20 protein-coding genes are annotated in these 17,526 nt (G+C 73.7%); 18 read left to right on the top strand and 2 right to left on the bottom strand.

Annotation, left to right across the window (positions count from 1 at the left end; all coding sequences use genetic code 11):
* Positions 1–19: 19 nt before the first annotated feature.
* The 3 genes from thrC (at position 20) to rho (ending at position 4,418) form a co-directional block, all read left to right on the top strand.
* A complete protein-coding gene (thrC, locus tag WCD74_RS13405; RefSeq protein WP_337695422.1) occupies positions 20–1,036 on the top strand; it encodes a threonine synthase in 1,017 nt (338 codons plus the stop codon).
* Between the two features lies 1 nt (position 1,037).
* Positions 1,038–1,931 (top strand): homoserine kinase, encoded by an 894-nt coding sequence (gene thrB / locus WCD74_RS13400; protein ID WP_373696078.1) that lies wholly within the window; start codon positions 1,038–1,040, stop codon positions 1,929–1,931.
* Positions 1,932–2,258: 327 nt separating this feature from the next.
* Positions 2,259–4,418: a transcription termination factor Rho gene (rho, locus tag WCD74_RS13395; RefSeq protein WP_444876343.1), complete on the top strand. Its 2,160-nt coding sequence runs from the start codon at positions 2,259–2,261 to the stop codon at positions 4,416–4,418.
* A gap of 87 nt (positions 4,419–4,505) precedes the next feature.
* Here rho and WCD74_RS13390 read toward each other — a convergent pair whose 3' ends face one another.
* On the bottom strand, positions 4,506–5,168 hold the full coding sequence (locus WCD74_RS13390; RefSeq protein ID WP_337695329.1) for an ankyrin repeat domain-containing protein: 663 nt from the start codon (positions 5,166–5,168) through the stop codon (positions 4,506–4,508).
* A gap of 164 nt (positions 5,169–5,332) precedes the next feature.
* Between WCD74_RS13390 and rpmE the strand changes: the two genes are divergently transcribed.
* The 4 genes from rpmE to WCD74_RS13370 all read left to right on the top strand — a co-directional run bounded on the left by rpmE (position 5,333) and on the right by WCD74_RS13370 (position 8,240).
* Positions 5,333–5,551 (top strand): 50S ribosomal protein L31, encoded by a 219-nt coding sequence (rpmE, locus tag WCD74_RS13385; protein ID WP_337695328.1) that lies wholly within the window; start codon positions 5,333–5,335, stop codon positions 5,549–5,551.
* A gap of 96 nt (positions 5,552–5,647) precedes the next feature.
* Positions 5,648–6,736: a peptide chain release factor 1 gene (gene prfA, locus WCD74_RS13380; RefSeq protein WP_337695327.1), complete on the top strand. Its 1,089-nt coding sequence runs from the start codon at positions 5,648–5,650 to the stop codon at positions 6,734–6,736.
* A gap of 5 nt (positions 6,737–6,741) precedes the next feature.
* Positions 6,742–7,599 carry a peptide chain release factor N(5)-glutamine methyltransferase gene (prmC, locus tag WCD74_RS13375; RefSeq protein WP_337695420.1) on the top strand — a complete coding sequence of 286 codons (858 nt, stop codon included), beginning with the start codon at positions 6,742–6,744 and terminating at the stop codon, positions 7,597–7,599.
* The gene (locus WCD74_RS13370) at positions 7,596–8,240 is read left to right on the top strand and encodes an L-threonylcarbamoyladenylate synthase (RefSeq protein ID WP_337695326.1); all 645 of its coding nucleotides are present in this window, start codon (positions 7,596–7,598) and stop codon (positions 8,238–8,240) included. The genes prmC and WCD74_RS13370 overlap by 4 nt, the downstream gene beginning before the upstream one ends.
* On the opposite strand, the gene speG is transcribed toward WCD74_RS13370, so the two are convergent.
* Positions 8,222–8,740, bottom strand: a complete 519-nt coding sequence (gene speG / locus WCD74_RS13365) for a spermidine N1-acetyltransferase (protein ID WP_337695325.1) — start codon at positions 8,738–8,740, stop codon at positions 8,222–8,224. The genes WCD74_RS13370 and speG overlap by 19 nt on opposite strands.
* Before the next feature lie 25 nt (positions 8,741–8,765).
* On the opposite strand from speG, the gene tsaE reads away from it, so the two are divergent.
* The 11 genes from tsaE (at position 8,766) to WCD74_RS13310 (ending at position 17,517) form a co-directional block, all read left to right on the top strand.
* The gene (tsaE, locus tag WCD74_RS13360; protein WP_337695324.1) at positions 8,766–9,230 is read left to right on the top strand and encodes a tRNA (adenosine(37)-N6)-threonylcarbamoyltransferase complex ATPase subunit type 1 TsaE; all 465 of its coding nucleotides are present in this window, start codon (positions 8,766–8,768) and stop codon (positions 9,228–9,230) included.
* Positions 9,227–10,510 carry an L-threonylcarbamoyladenylate synthase gene (locus tag WCD74_RS13355; protein WP_337695323.1) on the top strand — a complete coding sequence of 428 codons (1,284 nt, stop codon included), beginning with the start codon at positions 9,227–9,229 and terminating at the stop codon, positions 10,508–10,510. Before tsaE ends, WCD74_RS13355 begins: the two co-directional genes overlap by 4 nt.
* Positions 10,503–11,495 carry a tRNA (adenosine(37)-N6)-threonylcarbamoyltransferase complex transferase subunit TsaD gene (gene tsaD, locus WCD74_RS13350; RefSeq protein WP_337695322.1) on the top strand — a complete coding sequence of 331 codons (993 nt, stop codon included), beginning with the start codon at positions 10,503–10,505 and terminating at the stop codon, positions 11,493–11,495. Before WCD74_RS13355 ends, tsaD begins: the two co-directional genes overlap by 8 nt.
* Positions 11,496–11,578: 83 nt before the next feature.
* Complete coding sequence (gene glyA, locus WCD74_RS13345; protein WP_337695321.1) at positions 11,579–12,874, top strand: serine hydroxymethyltransferase; 1,296 nt, start codon at positions 11,579–11,581, stop codon at positions 12,872–12,874.
* Positions 12,875–12,888: 14 nt separating this feature from the next.
* Positions 12,889–14,046: a glycosyltransferase family 4 protein gene (locus tag WCD74_RS13340; RefSeq protein WP_337695320.1), complete on the top strand. Its 1,158-nt coding sequence runs from the start codon at positions 12,889–12,891 to the stop codon at positions 14,044–14,046.
* 32 nt (positions 14,047–14,078) lie between these two features.
* On the top strand, positions 14,079–14,537 hold the full coding sequence (locus WCD74_RS13335; RefSeq protein ID WP_337695319.1) for a Cg1360 family ATP-synthase-associated protein: 459 nt from the start codon (positions 14,079–14,081) through the stop codon (positions 14,535–14,537).
* Between the two features lie 90 nt (positions 14,538–14,627).
* Positions 14,628–14,945, top strand: coding sequence for a hypothetical protein (locus tag WCD74_RS13330; protein ID WP_337695318.1), 318 nt, complete (start codon positions 14,628–14,630; stop codon positions 14,943–14,945).
* The gene (gene atpB, locus WCD74_RS13325; protein ID WP_337695317.1) at positions 14,942–15,763 is read left to right on the top strand and encodes a F0F1 ATP synthase subunit A; all 822 of its coding nucleotides are present in this window, start codon (positions 14,942–14,944) and stop codon (positions 15,761–15,763) included. Before WCD74_RS13330 ends, atpB begins: the two co-directional genes overlap by 4 nt.
* Before the next feature lie 61 nt (positions 15,764–15,824).
* Complete coding sequence (gene atpE / locus WCD74_RS13320; protein ID WP_018335035.1) at positions 15,825–16,034, top strand: ATP synthase F0 subunit C; 210 nt, start codon at positions 15,825–15,827, stop codon at positions 16,032–16,034.
* 50 nt (positions 16,035–16,084) lie between these two features.
* On the top strand, positions 16,085–16,669 hold the full coding sequence (gene atpF, locus WCD74_RS13315; RefSeq protein ID WP_337695316.1) for a F0F1 ATP synthase subunit B: 585 nt from the start codon (positions 16,085–16,087) through the stop codon (positions 16,667–16,669).
* Positions 16,666–17,517 carry a F0F1 ATP synthase subunit delta gene (locus tag WCD74_RS13310; protein WP_337695315.1) on the top strand — a complete coding sequence of 284 codons (852 nt, stop codon included), beginning with the start codon at positions 16,666–16,668 and terminating at the stop codon, positions 17,515–17,517. Before atpF ends, WCD74_RS13310 begins: the two co-directional genes overlap by 4 nt.
* Positions 17,518–17,526 lie beyond the last annotated feature (9 nt).

Raw genomic sequence — 17,526 nt, 5'->3', positions numbered from 1 at the left:
CCAGGCGTACCGGGACCGGATGCCGCACGTGCAGGACGGCTGGGACGTCGTGACCCTGCGCGAGGGCGGCACGCCGCTGCTGCCTGCCCCGCACCTGTCGTCGTTGACCGGCTGCGACGTCCACCTCAAGATCGAGGGCGCCAACCCGACGGGGTCGTTCAAGGACCGCGGCATGACGGTCGCGATGACCGAGGCGGCCGCGGGCGGCGCGAAGGCCGTGATCTGCGCGTCGACCGGCAACACCTCGGCGTCGGCGGCGGCCTACGCGGCGCGCACCGACATGACCTGCGCGGTGCTGGTGCCGCAGGGCAAGATCGCGCTCGGCAAGCTCGCCCAGGCCACCGCGCACGGCGCCCGCATCCTGCAGCTCGAGGGCAACTTCGACGCGTGCCTGGAGCTCGCCCGCAAGGCCGCCGAGGAGCACCCGATCGCGCTGGTGAACTCGGTCAATCCCGCGCGGATCGAGGGCCAGAAGACGGCGTCGTTCGAGATCTGCGACCAGCTCGGCCGGGCGCCCGACCTGCACGTGCTGCCGGTCGGCAACGCCGGCAACATCACCGCCTACTGGCGCGGCTACACCGAGTACCACCGCGACGGCGTCGTCGGGAGCACCCCGGAGATGCACGGCGTGCAGGCCGAGGGCGCGTCGCCGCTGGTCTCCGGCGCCCCGGTGAGCCAGCCGGAGACGATCGCGACGGCCATCCGCATCGGGTCGCCCGCGTCGTGGCACGGCGCGATCGCCGCCCGCGACGAGTCCGGGGGGCGCATCACGGCCGTCGACGACGACGCGATCCTCGCCGCCTACCGGCTGCTCGCGGCGCGTGAGGGCGTCTTCGTCGAGCCCGCGTCGGCGGCGTCGGTGGCGGGCCTGCTCGCGCGCTCCGCCGCCGGTGAGCTCACGGCCGGTCGACTGGTGGTCTGCACCGTCACCGGGCACGGGCTCAAGGACCCGGGCACGGCCCTCGCGGACGTGCCCGAACCCGTCGTCGTCCCGGAGCGGGTGGACGCGGTCGCCGATGCGCTCGGGCTCGGCTGAGGTGGTCGAGAGCGGTCAGCGCGTCCGCGTCCGGGTGCCCGCCACCTCGGCGAACCTCGGGCCGGGGTTCGACTCCCTGGGGCTCGCGCTCGCCCTGCACGACGAGATCGAGCTGGCCGAGCTCGACGGCGGCCCCAGCGTGGTCGAGGTGCACGGCGAGGGAGCCGGGCGGGTGCCGCGCGACGAGCGGCACCTCGTGCTCAAGGCGGCGTGCGCGACCTACGAGCTCGCCGGCGTCGACCGTCCGCCCCTGCACCTGACCTGCCACAACACGATCCCGCACAGCCGCGGCCTCGGGTCGTCGGCGTCCGCGGCGGTGGCCGGGATCGTGGCCGCGTGCGCGCTGCTCGGGCCGGGGAAGGCCCCGGACGACGAGGCGGTGCTCGACCTCGCGGCCCGCTTCGACGGCCACGCGGACAACGCCGCCGCCTGTCTGTACGGCGGGCTGGTGGTGACGTGGTGTTCCGGGGGCTCCTACCGGGCCGCGCACCTCGAGCCGCACCCCGACGTGGTGCCGGTCGTGTTCGTCTCCGAGCACTCCAGCTCGACCGAGGCGACGCGCGGGCTGCTGCCCGACCGCGTGCCGCACGGCGACGCGGCCTTCACCGCCGCGCGCTCGGCGCTGGTCGTGCACGCCCTCACCCGGGCACCGGACCTGCTCCTGCCCGCGACCGAGGACCGGCTGCACCAGCCGTACCGCCGACCGGCCTACCCCGCGACCGCCGCGCTGGTCGACGCGCTGCGTACCGCGGGGCTCGCGGCCGTGGTCTCCGGGGCCGGCCCCACGGTGCTCGCGCTGACGACCGGCGAGGGGCTGCCGGACGACCTGCCGACCAGCGGTTTCGAGACCCTGCACCTGCCGATCGACACCGCGGGCGCGACGGTCACCGCCTGAGCGTTCCCGACACGACTCCGACGCACCCGGTTGTTGCCCAGGTGTGCCGGTGGGGCTATCTTGGGCACCGACAGCGACCAGCGTGATCCACGCCGGTGCCACGCCCCGGGGATCCCGGGACGGTCTTCCCCGCTCCGGTCCTCCGAGGGTTCCTGCCCGGTCGTTGCCTCATGTGATTGTTTCCGCAACGTGCCCTGCTCGCGGGACGCCGATCCATCCACATCTGCTCCCGCGACGCGACGTTGCAGTGGATCCGCGTGCCCGGAACGCACGCGACACGTCCGCTGGCCCGGGAGCGGAATCCCCGGCCGGTCAGGAAGGACCTGCGTGACCGAAACCGACGTCATCACCCCCGACGCCGCTCCCTCCGGCTCCGAACGCCGTCGCCGCGGAGGTGTGTCCGGGATGGTGCTCGCCGAGCTGCGCGAGCTCGCCGGGACGCTCGGCATCGCCGACACCACCGGCATGCGCCGGGGCGACCTCATCGCCGAGATCAAGAAGCGGCAGGCCGGCGCCGCGCAGCTGCCCCTCGGCGAGGGCCCGGCTGAGGAGGCCGCCGCGGAGGAGGCCGCTCCGGCCGCCGAGGAGAAGCCCGCCCGCCGCCGTGCGAGCCGGCGCAAGGCCGGTGCTCCCGACACCGCCGACGCCGGGTCGCCCGGGTCCGCGCCGGCCGAGCCGGACACCGCCGCCGCCGTGACCGCGGCGACGGACGCCCCGGCCGCCGACGCCGACGCCGTGACGCCTCCCGTGCAGGTCACCGAGCAGCCGACCGAGCAGCCGACCGAGCAGCCGACCGAGGACGCCCCGGAGCGGCCCGCTCGCCGTCGGCGCAGCGCCCGGCGCGACGCCGGCCCCGCGGCCGGGGACGCCTCCGACCCGACCCCGCCGGCCGACTCCACCGACTCCGCCGACTCCGCCGACACCACCGAGGTCCCGGCCGCGGCGGACACCGCCCCCGCGGAGGCCCCGACCGAGTCGCCCCGCGAGGACGGCGGCCGTCGGGAGCGCCAGCGCCAGGACTCCGGGAGCCAGGACCGCCAGGACCGGCAGGGCCGTTCCGACGCCGACACCGAGTCCGACGCGGACTCCGACCGCGGCCCGGACGGCGACCGGGGCGGCCGCCGCCGCAACAACGGTCAGGGCCAGCGCGACCGCAACCAGCAGCAGAACCAGCAGGGCGGCCAGCAGCAGAGCCAACAGCAGCGTCCGGACGACGACGAGGACGACGAGGAGGGCGGCGGCCGCCGGCGCGGACGTCGCTTCCGCGACCGTCGGCGCAACCGCAACGAGCGCGGCGGCGGCCAGGGCGCGGGCCAGGACACCCGCGAGCCCGAGGTCCGCGACGACGACGTCCTGATCCCGGTCGCCGGCATCCTCGACGTGCTGGACAACTACGCGTTCGTCCGCACCTCGGGCTACATGGCGGGGCCGAACGACGTCTACGTCTCGCTCTCGCTGGTGCGCAAGCACGGCCTGCGCCGCGGTGACGCCGTCACCGGTCAGGTCCGCCAGCAGCGCGAGAACGAGCAGAACCGGCAGAAGTTCAACCCGCTGGTGCGCGTCGACTCGATCAACGGGCTCGACCCGGAGCAGGCCCGCCGCCGCCCCGAGTTCACCAAGCTCACGCCGCTCTACCCCAACGAGCGGCTGCGTCTCGAGACCGAGCCGCACCTGCTGTCGACGCGCGTGATCGACCTGGTCATGCCGGTCGGCAAGGGGCAGCGCGCCCTCATCGTGTCGCCGCCGAAGGCCGGCAAGACGATGGTGCTGCAGGCGATCGCCAACGCGATCACCACGAACAACCCCGAGGTCCACCTCATGGTCGTGCTCGTCGACGAGCGCCCGGAGGAGGTCACCGACATGCAGCGCACGGTGAAGGGCGAGGTCATCGCCTCGACCTTCGACCGGCCGCCGTCGGACCACACCTCGGTCGCGGAGCTGTCGATCGAGCGTGCGAAGCGCCTGGTCGAGCAGGGCCACGACGTCGTCGTGCTGCTCGACTCGATCACCCGTCTCGGCCGGGCGTACAACCTGGCCGCGCCGGCGTCGGGCCGCATCCTCTCCGGTGGCGTCGACTCGACCGCGCTCTACCCGCCGAAGCGCTTCCTCGGCGCCGCGCGCAACATCGAGGACGGCGGGTCGCTGACGATCTTCGCGACGGCGCTGGTCGAGACCGGCTCGACGATGGACACGGTGATCTTCGAGGAGTTCAAGGGCACCGGGAACGCCGAGCTCAAGCTCGACCGCAAGCTCGCCGACAAGCGCATCTTCCCGGCGATCGACCCGGACGCCTCGTCGACGCGCAAGGAGGAGCTGCTCCTCTCGCCGGACGAGCGCGCCGTCACGCACAAGCTGCGTCGGGTGCTCGCCGCGCTGGACTCCCAGCAGGCGATCGAGCTGATCCTCGACCGGCTCCGCAAGACGCGGACCAACATCGAGTTCCTGATGTCGGTCGCGAAGACGATGCCGACGAAGGACGACGAGTAGTCGACCCTCCGTCGGAACCGTACGAGCGGGTCGTTCGTCACCTTCTTGCGTGACGAACGGCCCGTTCGTCCGTTTCCGGGGACCGGCTCAGCGGACCCGCAGCCACGCCACGACGTCGTCGGCGCCCGCCTGCCCCGCGGCCTCCAGCGCTGTCGCGGGCTCCCACGGCATGCGCGCCCGCGGGTCCGCGCCCCGCGCGGCGAGCCCCTGCGCCGTCACGAGCTGCCCGCCGTGGCACGCGTACCAGAGCGCGACGTCGAGGTCCTCGCGGTCCGCGGACCCGGCCAACCGAGCCACGTCGTCGTCGCGACCCAGGGCCGCCGCCTGCTCCAGGGTCACGGCCGCGCCGCGCTCCACGAGCCGGGCGGCCGCGTGCCACTGGGCGAACCCGCAGGCGTCCGCCAGCGGGGAGCCGCCCCCGAGCACCGCGCCGGGCGCGTCGATCCATGCCCCCGCGTCCAGCAGCGCGTCGATCGTGCCCACGTCGTCGTTGCTCGCGGCCCAGTGCAGCGGGGTCTCGACGTGCGGCCCGGAGAAGCGGGCGTCCACGTCCGCGCCCGCCCCGACGAGCACCCGCACGGTCTCGGCGGCGCGGGGCCGGTGACCGGGGTGGTCGGCGAGGACGTGCAGCAGCGTGCGCGGCCCCTCGACGCGGGCGGTGACGAGGTCCGGGTGCTCGGCGAGCAGGCCCGCGAGCTCCTCCACGTCGCCCGCCCGGACCGCTCGCACCGCCGCCGCGACCTCGTCCACGTGACCGAGCGAACCACAGCCGCCGTCGGGAATGTGCGCAGGGCAGGGCCGGTTACAGGACCCAGCGGGCGTTCCTGAGAGAATGCCCGGTGGCACAGCTGCCTCCGGTTCACCCCGATGCACGAGACGGGGACCCGGCGGCCATCGATGAGAGGACCAGCCACATGAAGACGGGCATCCACCCCGAGTACGTCGAGACCCAGGTGCTCTGCAGCTGCGGCAACTCGTTCACCACGCGCAGCACCAAGGCGAGCGGGAACATCACCGTCGAGACCTGCTCGGCGTGCCACCCGTTCTACACCGGCAAGCAGCGCATCCTGGACACCGGCGGCCGCGTGGCCCGCTTCGAGGCCCGCTACGGCAAGCGCGCCGGCCGCAAGTAGCTCTCCCGACGCCCGCCGTCGTCCGCCCGCCGCGGACGACGGCGGGCGTTCGTGCGTCCGGGGCATCATGGGGAGCAGGAGGACACGATGACATCGGTGGCCGATCATTCGGTGCGGGCACTGGTCGAGGAGCACAGCGGGCTCGAGGCGCGCCTCGCCGACCCGGACGTGCACGCCGACCAGGCCCTCGCCCGTCGGCTCGGGCGGCGCTACGCCGAGCTGGCGCCGATCGTGGCGACCGCCGGGGAGCTGCAGCGCGCCGAGGCCGACCTGACCGACGCCCGCGAGCTCGCCGACGAGGACCCGGCTTTCGCGGCGGAGGCCGAGACGCTCGCCGCCTCCGTCGCCTCCCTGCGCGAGCGGCTCGGCGAGCTGCTGGTGCCGCGCGACCCCGCGGACTCGCACGACGTCGTCGTCGAGGTGAAGTCCGGCGAGGGCGGCGAGGAGTCGGCGCTGTTCGCGGGCGACCTGCTGCGCATGTACTCGCGCTACGCCGAGCGGCGCGGCTGGAAGGTCGCCGTGCTCGCCGCGACGGAGTCGGACCTGGGCGGGTTCAAGGACGTCACCGTCACCGTGACCGCCCCCGGCAACGACGCGGACGGGGTGTGGGCGTGGCTGAAGTACGAGGGCGGCGTGCACCGGGTGCAGCGCGTTCCGGTCACCGAGTCCCAGGGTCGCATCCACACGTCCGCGGCCGGGGTGCTCGTGTACCCCGAGGCCGACGAGGCCCCCGACGTCGAGATCGACGAGAAGGACCTGCGCATCGACGTCTTCCGCTCCTCGGGCAAGGGCGGGCAGGGCGTCAACACCACGGACTCGGCCGTCCGCATCACGCACCTGCCCACCGGCGTCGTCGTGAGCTGCCAGAACGAGCGCTCCCAGCTGCAGAACAAGGCCCGCGCGATGGAGGTGCTGCGCTCGCGGCTGCAGGCCATCGCGGACGAGAGCGCCGCCCAGCAGGCCTCCGACGACCGGCGCAGCCAGGTCCGCACGGTCGACCGCTCCGAGCGGGTGCGCACCTACAACTTCCCGGAGAACCGCATCTCGGACCACCGCATCGGCTACAAGTCCCACGACCTCGACCGGGTGCTCGACGGCGAGCTTGGTGGCGTGCTGGACGCCCTGCGCGCGGCCGACCGGGCCGAGCGGCTGGCGACGGCGGCGCAGGACGAGGTGCGGTCGTGACCGCGATGGGGACCACCCGTGTGACCCGCACGCGCGTGGCGGCCGCGGCGGTGACGCTGGCCGAGGCCGGCGTCGGGAGCCCGCGGGTGGACGCCGAACTGCTCGCCGCGTACGTCCTCGGCGTTCCGCGGACGCGGCTGGTGCTGGCGCCGGACCTCGACGACGAGGCGTCCCGCCGGCTCGACGAGCTGGTGCGGCGTCGCGCCGCCCGCGAGCCGCTGCAGCACCTGGTGGGGACCGCGGTCCTCGGGCCGGTGTCGGTGGCGGTCGGACCGGGCGTGTTCGTGCCGCGGCCGGAGACCGAGCTGCTGCTCACCGAGGCCGTCGCCGCCCTGCGGGCGATCCCGGAACCCCGCGTCGTCGACCTGTGCACCGGCTCCGGGGCCCTCGCCCTCGCGGTGGAGACGGCGCGGCCGGACGCCGAGGTGCACGCGGTGGAGGCCGACCCCGCCGCCCTGGCGTGGGCGCGGCGGAACCTGGCGGACGCCCGGGTGCGCCTCGTCGCCGCGGACGTGACCGCGCCGGACACGCTGGCCGCGATGGACCGGACCGTCGACCTCGTCGTCGCGAACCCGCCCTACGTCCCCGTGGGCACCCCGGTGGACGAGGAGGTCGACCGGGACCCGGTGGGCGCCGTTTTCGCGGGCCCCGACGGGCTGGACGTGATCCGCCCGCTCGCCGTCACCGCGGCGCGTCTCCTGCGGCCGGGCGGCCGGGTGGCGGTGGAGCACGACGAGTCGCACGCCGACGAGGTGCTGACGCTGCTCCGGGACGCCGGGTTCACCGATGTCGCCACCCGGGCGGACCTGACCGGGCGGCCGCGGGTAGCGGCGGGCACCCGGGCGCTACCGTCGGCCCCGTGACCACGTTCGACTGCCGCGTCCCGGACACCCGCTCGGCGGGGCTCGCGGCCGCGGCCTCCGCGGTGCGCGGCGGTCGGCTCGTCGTCGTCCCCACGGACACGTCCTACGGCGTCGGGGCGGACGCGTTCGACCAGGCGGCGGTCGCGGACCTGCTGCGGGCGAAGCGGCGCGGCCCGGAGACGCCGGTGCCGGTGCTGGTGGGGAGCTGGTCGACGATCGACGGCCTGGTGACGGCGGTGCCGAGCAGCGCGCGCGACCTCGTCGAGGCGTTCTGGCCCGGCGGGCTGAGCCTCGTCCTGCCGCACGCCCCGTCGCTGGCGTGGGATCTCGGGCGCACCCGCGGCACGGTCGTGCTGCGGATGCCGCTGCACCCGGTCGCCCTGGAGCTCCTGCGCGAGTGCGGGCCGATGGCGATCACGGGCGCGAACGCCGCCGGGGGAGCGGTCCCGCACACCTGCGCGGACGCGTACTCCCAGCTCGGCGACCTCGTGTCGGTCTACCTCGACGGCGGGGAGCTGACCGCGGACGCCGGGTCGACGATCGTCGACCTCACCGGCTCCGAACCGGTCGTCCGCCGCGAGGGCACCGTGACGACCGCGCAGATCGCCGAGGTGCTGGGGCGTCAGCCCGCAGTCGCCTGAGCGAGGTGTTCGCGCTGCAGGATCCCCATCCGCAGCGCGTCGTGGTAACGCCCGTCGGCGAAGAACTCCTCGCGCAGCGTCCCCTCCTCGACGAACCCGGCGCGGCGGTAGATGCGGATCGCGGCGGCGTTCTCCACGTCCACCACCAGGTGCACCTTGTGCAGGTTCAGCACGCGGAACGCGTAGTCCAGGGCGAGGACGGTCGCGGCCGACGCGTGCCCGTGCCCCTGGTGCTCGGGCGCGACGATGATCTGGAACTCGGTGGTGCGGTGCACCGCGTCGATGCCGATCAGCTCGACGATGCCCACGGACTCGACGTCGTCGGTGATGACGAAGCGCCGCTCGGTGAGGTCGTGGACGTGCCGGTCGTAGATGTCGCGCAGCTCCACGAGTGCCTCGAACGGCTCGGAGAACCAGTAGGTCATGATCTTCGAGTCGTTCGTCAGCCGGTGGACCAGCGGCAGGTCGTCGCGTTCGAGGGCACGCAGTCGGACGGTCATCCCGGGCTCCTATCATGGAATCGCGATGAACGAGCAGGTGACGGTCTCCAGCAGCGGTCCGGACGACACGGCGCGCCTCGCGCGCGACCTGGCCCCCCACCTGCGCGCGGGGGACGCCCTGCTGCTCACCGGCGACCTCGCCGCCGGCAAGACGACGTTCACGAGCGCGCTGGTCGCCGCGCTGGGCTCCGACGCCTCGGTGACCAGCCCGACCTTCTCGCTCGCGAACTTCTACGACACCCCCGGTCCGCGGGTGCTGCACGTGGACACCTACCGCCTGGCCGACCTCGCCGAGTTCCGCGACCTCGGGCTCGACGAGTACCTCGACGAGGTGGTCGCGGTGATCGAGTGGGCCGGGCTGGTCGACTCGGAGTTCGCCGAGCCGCTGCGGCTGACGTTCGCGAAGGACGGCGACACGACCCGCACGATCACGCTGGCCGGCACCGGCCGGTGGGCCCCGGTGCTCGAGCGGCTGGCGGTGCGCGCATGACGCTGACCCTCGCCGTCGAGACCTCCTCCCGCACCTACGGCGTCGCCCTGCTCGACGGCGACACCGTGCTCGCGCAGGCCACCGCTGACCGCTCCGACCCCGGGTTCGTCGACGTCGGGGTCCTCGCGGGCTCGGTGATCGCGGAGGCCGGGCGCACCGTCGCCGACCTGGACCGCCTCGCCGTCGACGTCGGTCCCGGCAACCTCGCGTCGGTCCGCGCCGGCATCGCCTACGTCAACGCGGTCGCCTTCGCCCGGGGGATCCCGGTCGTCGGGCTCGACGCGCTGGCGCTGCTCTCCGACGGCCCGACGCTGGCGCTGCGCCTCGCCGGTGGGTCCGCCGTGTACGCGGCGCTGACCCGCGCGGACGGGACGGTCGCGACCCGCCACGGCGACCTCGCCGTCGTCGTCAAGGACCTCTTCCCGACGCCGGACGGGGGTACGAACGGGCCGTTCGTCACGGAAGAAGGTGTCGAACGGCCCGTTCGTACGGTTCCGGGGGCCCCGCTCCGCGTCGCCGGCGCCAGACGACCGCAGGCGCTCGCCCTGCTGGCCGAGCTCGGCGTCGACGCGACCGACACGGGGATCGACGCGCCGTGCGTGGACGACCTGGTCGGGGCCCTGCGCCGCGGCGAGCACGACGCTCCGGTGGTCAGCGCCGCCCCGCTGACCGAGGCGAGCGTGCGGTTCCGGGGCGACGCGTGGGCGGCCGCGCGCGAGGCCCTGCTCGCCGGCGGGGTGGCCCTGCTGCCGACCGACACCGTGTACGGCCTGGCCGTGCACCCCGCGCGGCGGGACGCGATCGACGCCCTGTTCGCGCTCAAGGACCGGCCGCGCACCCGCGAGCTACCGATCATGGTGGCCACGCCGGACGAGCTGCCGAGCCTGGGCGTCCAGGTCCCCGACACCGCCCGCCGCCTGCTCGGGGCCTTCTCCCCGGGGCCGATCACGGTGGCGCTCGGCATTGACGCCACCGCACCGCCGTGGCTCGCGGGCCGCGAGGAGGTGGGCGTGCGCGTGCCGTCCGACCCCGACCTGCGGGCCCTGCTCTCCGACGTCGGCGCCCTGCTCGTGACCAGCGCGAACGCGCACGGCGAGGTCACGCAGCAGGCCCCGGAGCCCATCCTCGCCCAGCTCGCCGGCCGGCCCGACGCGGTCGTCGACGGGGGCACCCGCTCCGGGATCCCGTCCACCGTCGTCAACTGCCACCTGGACACCCCGCGCATCGAGCGCGAGGGCGCGATCCCGGCGGCCGAGATCGAGAGGGTGCTCCGTGGCTGACCTGATGCTGGGCATCGAGACCTCGTGCGACGACACCGGCGTCGCGATCGTCCGTCCCGACGGTTCGGTCGTCGCGTCCGCGGTCGCGAGCCAGGTCGAGCTGCACGACCGCTACGGCGGGGTCTATCCGGAGATGGCCAGCCGGGCGCACGTCGACGCGATCCTGCCGACGGTGCGCCAGGTCCTCGACGACGCCGGGCTCACCCCCGCCGATCTCACCGCCATCGGCGTGACCCGCGGGCCGGGCCTGATCGGCAGCCTCGTCGTCGGGACCAACTCCGCGGTCGGCCTGGGCGACGGCTGGGGCCTCCCGGTGTACGGGGTGAACCACCTGCGCGGGCACCTGCGCTCGGCCGACCTCGACGAGCAGCGGGTGACGTACCCGGCGATGGTGCTGCTGGTCTCGGGTGGGCACACGCTGCTGGCCCACGTCCAGGAGGACGGCGACGTGACCCTCGTCGGGTCGACCCGCGACGACTCGGTGGGGGAGGCCTACGACAAGGTCGCCCGCATGCTCGGCCTCGGCTACCCCGGTGGCCCGGCGATCGACCGGCTCGCACCGACCGGCACCCCCGACGTCGACCTCCCGCGTCCGGCCAGGGACCTCGGGCTCGACTTCTCGTTCTCCGGACTGAAGTCGGCGGTGTCCCGGTTCCTGGCGGCACATCCCGACCACCCGCCGGAGAACGTGGCCGCGAGCTTCGTCGAGGCGTGCCTGGACGTGCTCGTGTCGAAGTGCCGCAAGGCCCTCGCGCAGCACCCGAGCCGCTGCCTGGTCGTCGTCGGCGGGGTGGCCGCGAGCCCCCAGCTGCGCGAGCGTGCGGCGGCGCTGTGCACGGAGGCCGGCGTCGAGCTGTGCCTGCCGCCGCTACGCTGGTCCACCGACAACGGGGCGATGATCGGCCTCGCCGCGTGGGACTACCACGCCCGTGGCCTGCAGGAACGCCCGAGACCGGACACCTCGTTGACGATCGCGGACTGGTGACCGGCCACACAAAGACCCCGGCCCGGCCGTCGACCGGCGGGTAACGTCGGCCGACGTCCGACTCCACCGACCTACAGCGAGGTATGAGCACCGTGGCGAGCACCGACCACTTCTGGGGCCCGGACTACCAGGCCCTGTCCGCCGTCGACCCCGAGATCGCGCAGGTCCTCGACGACGAGCTCGGTCGGCTCCGCGGCGGACTCCAGCTCATCGCGAGCGAGAACCTGACCAGCCCCGCCGTCCTGGCCGCGCTGGGCTCGACGCTGTCGAACAAGTACGCCGAGGGCTACCCCGGCCGCCGGTACTACGGCGGCTGCGAGGTCGTCGACCGCGCCGAGGAGATCGGCATCGAGCGGGCCAAGGCCCTGTTCGGCGCCGAGCACGCGAACCTGCAGCCGCACTCCGGCGCGAACGCGAACCTCGCGGTCTACGCGGCGTTCTGCCGGCCGGGCGACAAGGTGCTCGCGATGTCGCTGCCGCACGGCGGCCACCTCACGCACGGCGCCAAGGTCAGCTTCTCGGGCAAGTGGTTCGAGCCGGTGCCCTACACGGTGCGCGAGGACGACCACCTCATCGACTACGACCAGGTGCGCGACCTCGCCCTGGAGCACCGCCCGAAGATGATCGTCGCGGGCGCCACCGCCTACCCGCGCCTGATCGACTTCGAGAAGTTCCGGGCCATCGCCGACGAGGTCGGCGCGATCCTCTGGGTCGACGCCGCACACTTCATCGGCCTCGTCGCCGGCCAGGCCATCCCCAGCCCGGTGCACTACGCCGACGTCGTCACCTTCACCACGCACAAGGTCCTGCGCGGGCCGCGCGGCGGCATGCTGGTCTCGAAGGCCGAGCACGCGAAGGCGCTGGACAAGGCCGTCTTCCCGTTCCTGCAGGGCGGGCCGCTGATGCACGCGGTCGCCGGCAAGGCCGTGGCGCTCGCCGAGGCCGCCACCCCGGGGTACCAGCAGTACGCGCGCACCGTCATCGACAACGCGCAGGCCCTCACCTCGAGCCTGGTCGAGCACGGCGTGCGCGCCATCTCCGGCGGCACGGACACCCACCTCTCGCTGCTCGACCTGCAGCCGCTCGGCGTCACCGGCAAGGAGGCCGAGGCCCGCAGCGGCCTGGCCGGGATCACGCTGAACAAGAACGCGATCCCGTACGACCCGCAGCCGCCGATGGTCGCGTCCGGCATCCGCGTCGGCTCCCCGTCGATCACCACGCAGGGGATGACGCCGGCCGAGATGCCGGAGGTGGCCCGCCTCATCGCGGCCGCGGTGACCGCGGACGAGACCACCGAGGACGGCAAGCGCACGCTCGCCGACACCCGCGACGCGGTGTCCTCGCTGGTGGGGCGCTTCCCGGCCTACCCGCGCGACTGACCTAGTCTGGCGGCGTGGACCCGTCGCCACCGTTCGCCCCGCAGGGGCTGCCGATCCGGGAGTACCTCCTGGTGGCGCTCTGCGCGGCGGTCGTGACGTTCCTGATCACCGGCGTCGTCCGCCGGCTCGCCATCCGCGCCGGGGCCATCGCGGTCCCGCGCGGCCGCGACGTCCACACCGTGCCCGTACCGCGCCTCGGCGGGGTCGCCATGTACATCGGCGTCCTCGCCGGGGTGTTCGTGGCCTCGCAGCTCCCGGTGCTGCGGCGCGCCTTCGACTACTCCTCCGAGACCCGGGCGGTCATCGTCGCGGGCGGGCTGATCTGCCTCGTGGGCGCGCTGGACGACCGCTTCGGCGTCGACGCGCTCACCAAGCTCGCCGGGCAGGCGACCTCGGCCGGGGTGATGGTCCTGCTCGGCGTGCAGTGGCTCATCCTCCCCGTTCCCGACGGCGGGTCGGGCACGTTGCTCATCCTCGGCCCGGACCAGGGCGTGATCCTCACGGTGTTCCTCACCGTGGTGCTGGTGAACGCGATCAACTTCGTGGACGGCCTGGACGGGCTGGCGGCCGGGATCGGCCTGATCGCGTCCGTGGCCGTCCTCGCCTACTCGCTGGGCCTGCTCGACCAGCGCGGCGGCGACGTCACCGCGTACCCGCCGGCGCTGATCGCCGCCGTCCTGGCCGGGGCGTGCGCTGGCTTCCTGCCGCACAACTTCCAGCCGGCGCGCATCTTCATGGGCGACTCCGGCTCGATGCTGATCGGGCTGATGCTGGCCGCGGCCACCACCACCGCGTCGGGCCGGATCACCTACTCCGACTCCGCGCCGCGCAACGCGGTCGCCCTGCTCGCGCCGATCGTCGTCGTCGCGGCGGTCGTCCTGGTGCCCCTGGTCGACCTGCTGCTCGCGGTCGTCCGCCGCACCCGGGCCGGACGCAGCCCGTTCGCACCGGACAAGATGCACCTGCACCACCGGCTGCTCGAGATCGGGCACTCGCAGCGCCGCGCGGTCCTGCTGATCTACCTGTGGGCCGGGGTGTTCGCGTTCGGCGCGGTCGCCCTGGCCCTCATCACCGACGTCCTCCTCGTCGTCTGGCTGGTCGCCCTCGGGCTGCTGGTCGCGGTGCTCGCCTCGGCGGTCCCGCGGCTGCGCCGGGCGCGGCGGGCCGCCTGACCCGCACACCCCGCACCCCCCTGGAGTCACGCATGGACGAATCCCCTCCTGCCGCCACCCCGGACGAGGACCGCCTCGCCGAGGCCGTCGGCGCCCAGGTGCACGAGGTGAGCACCGCGATGCTGCGCGGGGGCCTGATCCCGGGCGCGGTCGTCGCCGTCGTCGTGGTGGTCATCGGAGCCCTCGTCGCCGGGGGTGCCGGGGCCGGCACGACGCTGCTCGGTGCCGCGGTCGCCCTGGCGGTCTGCGCGCTCGGCCCGCTGGTGATGCGCTGGACCGCCCGGACCGCCCCGCTCGTCGTCATGGGGGTCGCGATGATCAGCCTGGTGACCAAGCTGGCCGTGCTGGCCGTCCTGCTGATCGTCCTCGACCGTCTCGAGCTGGTGGACACGCGGCTGTTCGCACTGGCCCTGGGGCCGGTCGCGCTGGCGTTCGTCGTCGGCGAGACGGTGGCGTTCGCGCGGGCCCGGATCCCGACGATCGCCTCCTGAGATTCGTCCGGTTCCGCCCCCGATCGTGCGCCCTGTGACCTCCGACAGTCCGTAGTGGACGCCCGTGATCGTGCTGATACAGTGCGCGCGATGGCGCAGGACAGCCTCCGCGGTGATGCGGGTCGCACCTCCCCGGGTGGCCCCGCGCACCCACCGGTGGCCGAGGGCTGGACCGTCCTGTCACACCTCCTCGCCGGTTTCCTCCTCCTCGGGGGGATCGGATGGGGGATCGATCTGCTGTTGGGCACACGCTGGGTGCTCCTCGTCGGGCTCCTGCTCGGCGGGGCAGCGTCCTTCGCCTTGATCTACATCCGCTACCTTTACGTCCCGCCGGACCCCCGTCCGGCCCAATCCCTCCCTCGTTCCGGTGAAACGACCGGGCAACAGGACCGGAAGGAGCCCGGGTGATCTCGTCGTTGCCGACGTGGCTGTCGCAGGCCCCTGAGCCGCCGGCCCCCGGCTTCAAGGCCCCGAGCGGCGAGGACTTCAACATCCCCCCGATGTTCGAGGGGGTGCCGGTCCTCGAGTACGTCGACAAGCCCGTCATCCAGCTGATCTTCAGCGTGGTCCTGATCCTGGCCTTCTTCGCGATCGCGACGCGGTCCGCGCAGTTGTTGCCGGGCCGCACGCAATGGCTGGCCGAGAAGTTCCACGTGATGGTCCGCGACTCGATCGCCCGCGACAACATCGGGCCCGAGTTCCGCAAGTACGTGCCGTACCTGGTCGCGCTGTTCGCCTTCCTCCTGGTGAACAACCTGTTCGGCATCATCCCGCTGATCCAGTTCCCGACGCTGTCGCACCCGGGGATGGCCTACGCGCTCGCCATCCTCACGTGGCTGATCTACAACATCGTGGGCATCCGCAAGCAGGGGTTCGGCGGCTACGTCCAGCTCATGGTCTGGCCCCCCGGCGTCCCCGGCTGGGTCCGCATCATCCTGACCCCGATCGAGTTCCTCTCGAACATCATCCTGCGTCCGGTGACGCTCGCGTTCCGGTTGTTCGGCAACATGTTCGCGGGTCACCTGCTGCTGCTGGTGTTCATCTTCGGCGCCGAGTACATGCTGCTCATCGCCGACTCGATCACGCTGAAGGTGCTCTCCCCGTTCGCCGCGATCATGGCGATCGTCTTCACCGGTTTCGAGGCCTTCGTGCAGCTGATCCAGGCCTACATCTTCACGATCCTCACGGCGTCCTACATCGGCGCCTCCCTGGCCGACGAGCACTAGCCCGCCCCGGCCACACCGCCACACCACCGAACCTCCTTCCACCCCGCGAAAGGACGCTGGAATGCTCTCCGGAAACCTCAACGTCGTCGGATACGGTCTCTCGGCCATCGGCCCGGGTATCGGCGTCGGCATCGTCTTCGCCGCCTTCATCAACGGCGTCGCCCGCCAGCCCGAGGCCCGCGGCCAGCTGCAGTCGATCGCCTTCATCGGCTTCGCCCTCTCCGAGGCGCTCGCCATCCTGGGCCTGGTCCTCGCCTTCGCCCTCCAGTGAGCCGACCCCCGCGCACCGCGGGCTGACTCCCGGACAGGCGGAGGAAGCACATGAACGTCATCGAGGTGGTGGCGCAGGAGGCCGGGGAACCGGGCGCCGCGCTGCCGCACCTGGCCGAGATCCTCGTCGGCCTCGTCGCGTTCTCCGTGCTCGTGTTCATCGTCGGCAAGTACCTGTGGCCGAATCTCGTCCGGTCCCACGACCAGGACGTGACCCGGCTCCGCGACGGGATGGACCGGGCGAGCAGCGAGTACGACGACGCGCAGGCCCAGCTCGAGCGCTCGCGCGCCCGGCTGGCCGAGGTCGACAACGAGGCCGCACGGATCCGGGACGACGCCCGGGCCGACGCGGAACGCATCAAGTCCGACCTCGCGGACAACGCGTCCGAGGAGGCCGAGCGCATCAAGGCCCAGGGCCGGCAGAGCGTGGACGCCTCGCGCTCGCGCACAGTCTCCGAGCTGCGCTCCGAGGTCGGGGCGGGCTCGGTCGAGCTCGCGCGGCAGATCGTGGCCGCGTCGCTGTCCGACGACACCGCGAAGGCGCGGTCGGTGGACTCGTTCCTGGACAACCTGGAGTCGATGGCCGGTCGGTCCAACGGCTCCGTCCCGAACTCTCCGAACGGGGTGGGGTCGTGACCGCGGCGGGTACGGCCGGCGTGATCGCCGACTTCCGCGCCACCAGCCGGGAGTCCCTGCAGAGCGTGCGCCGCGCGTTCGACCAGGCGACCGGCGGGGCGTCCTCCGGCGACCTGGTGACCACCGGCGAGCAGCTCGACGCGGTGGCCGACCTCCTCGACCGCGAGGCCGTGCTGCGGCGCACGCTGGCGGACTCCTCGACCGAGCCGGACTCGCGGTCCGGTCTCGCCGGCCGGGTGTTCGACAACCAGGTCGGCCGCCCGGTGGCCGACGTCGTCAAGGCGGCGGCCGCGGCGTCGTGGTCGAAGCCGGCGGACCTGGTCCAGGCGCTGCGGGTCGTGGCCCGCGAGGCGCTGCTCGCCTCCGCGGAGGCCGACGGCCGGCTCGACGCCGTCGAGGACGAGCTCTTCCGCCTCGGGCGCATCGTCGGCGGGCAGCCCGACCTCGAGCGCCTGCTGGGCAGCCCGACGGCGGACGCCGCGGGCAAGCAGAAGGTGCTCGACGACCTCCTCGCGGACAAGGCGGAGCCGATCACGCGCCGGCTCGCGGCGCAGCTGGTCGCGCACCCCCTCGCCCACCACGTGTCCTCGGGGCTGGAGCGGCTGGCCGAGCTGGCCGCCGACCGGCGCCAGCGGTCCGTCGCGACGGTGCGCTCGGCGGTGGAGCTGTCCGCCGAGCAGCAGGAGCGGCTGGCCGGGGTGCTCGCGCGCATCTACGGGCGCGAGATCACCGTGCACCTGGAGGTCGACCCGGAGATCCTCGGCGGCCTGCTGATCCAGGTGGGCGACGAGGTCATCGACGGCAGCGCCGCGGGGCACCTCGACGACCTGGACCGACGGCTCGGCTGAGCCGACCGT

It is taken from the genome of Actinomycetospora aurantiaca (assembly GCF_037401875.1).
Taxonomy (GTDB): Bacteria; Actinomycetota; Actinomycetes; order Mycobacteriales; family Pseudonocardiaceae; genus Actinomycetospora; species Actinomycetospora aurantiaca.
Note: the sequence above shows the minus strand (reverse complement) of the source record. Positions and strands in the feature narration are given on the sequence as shown.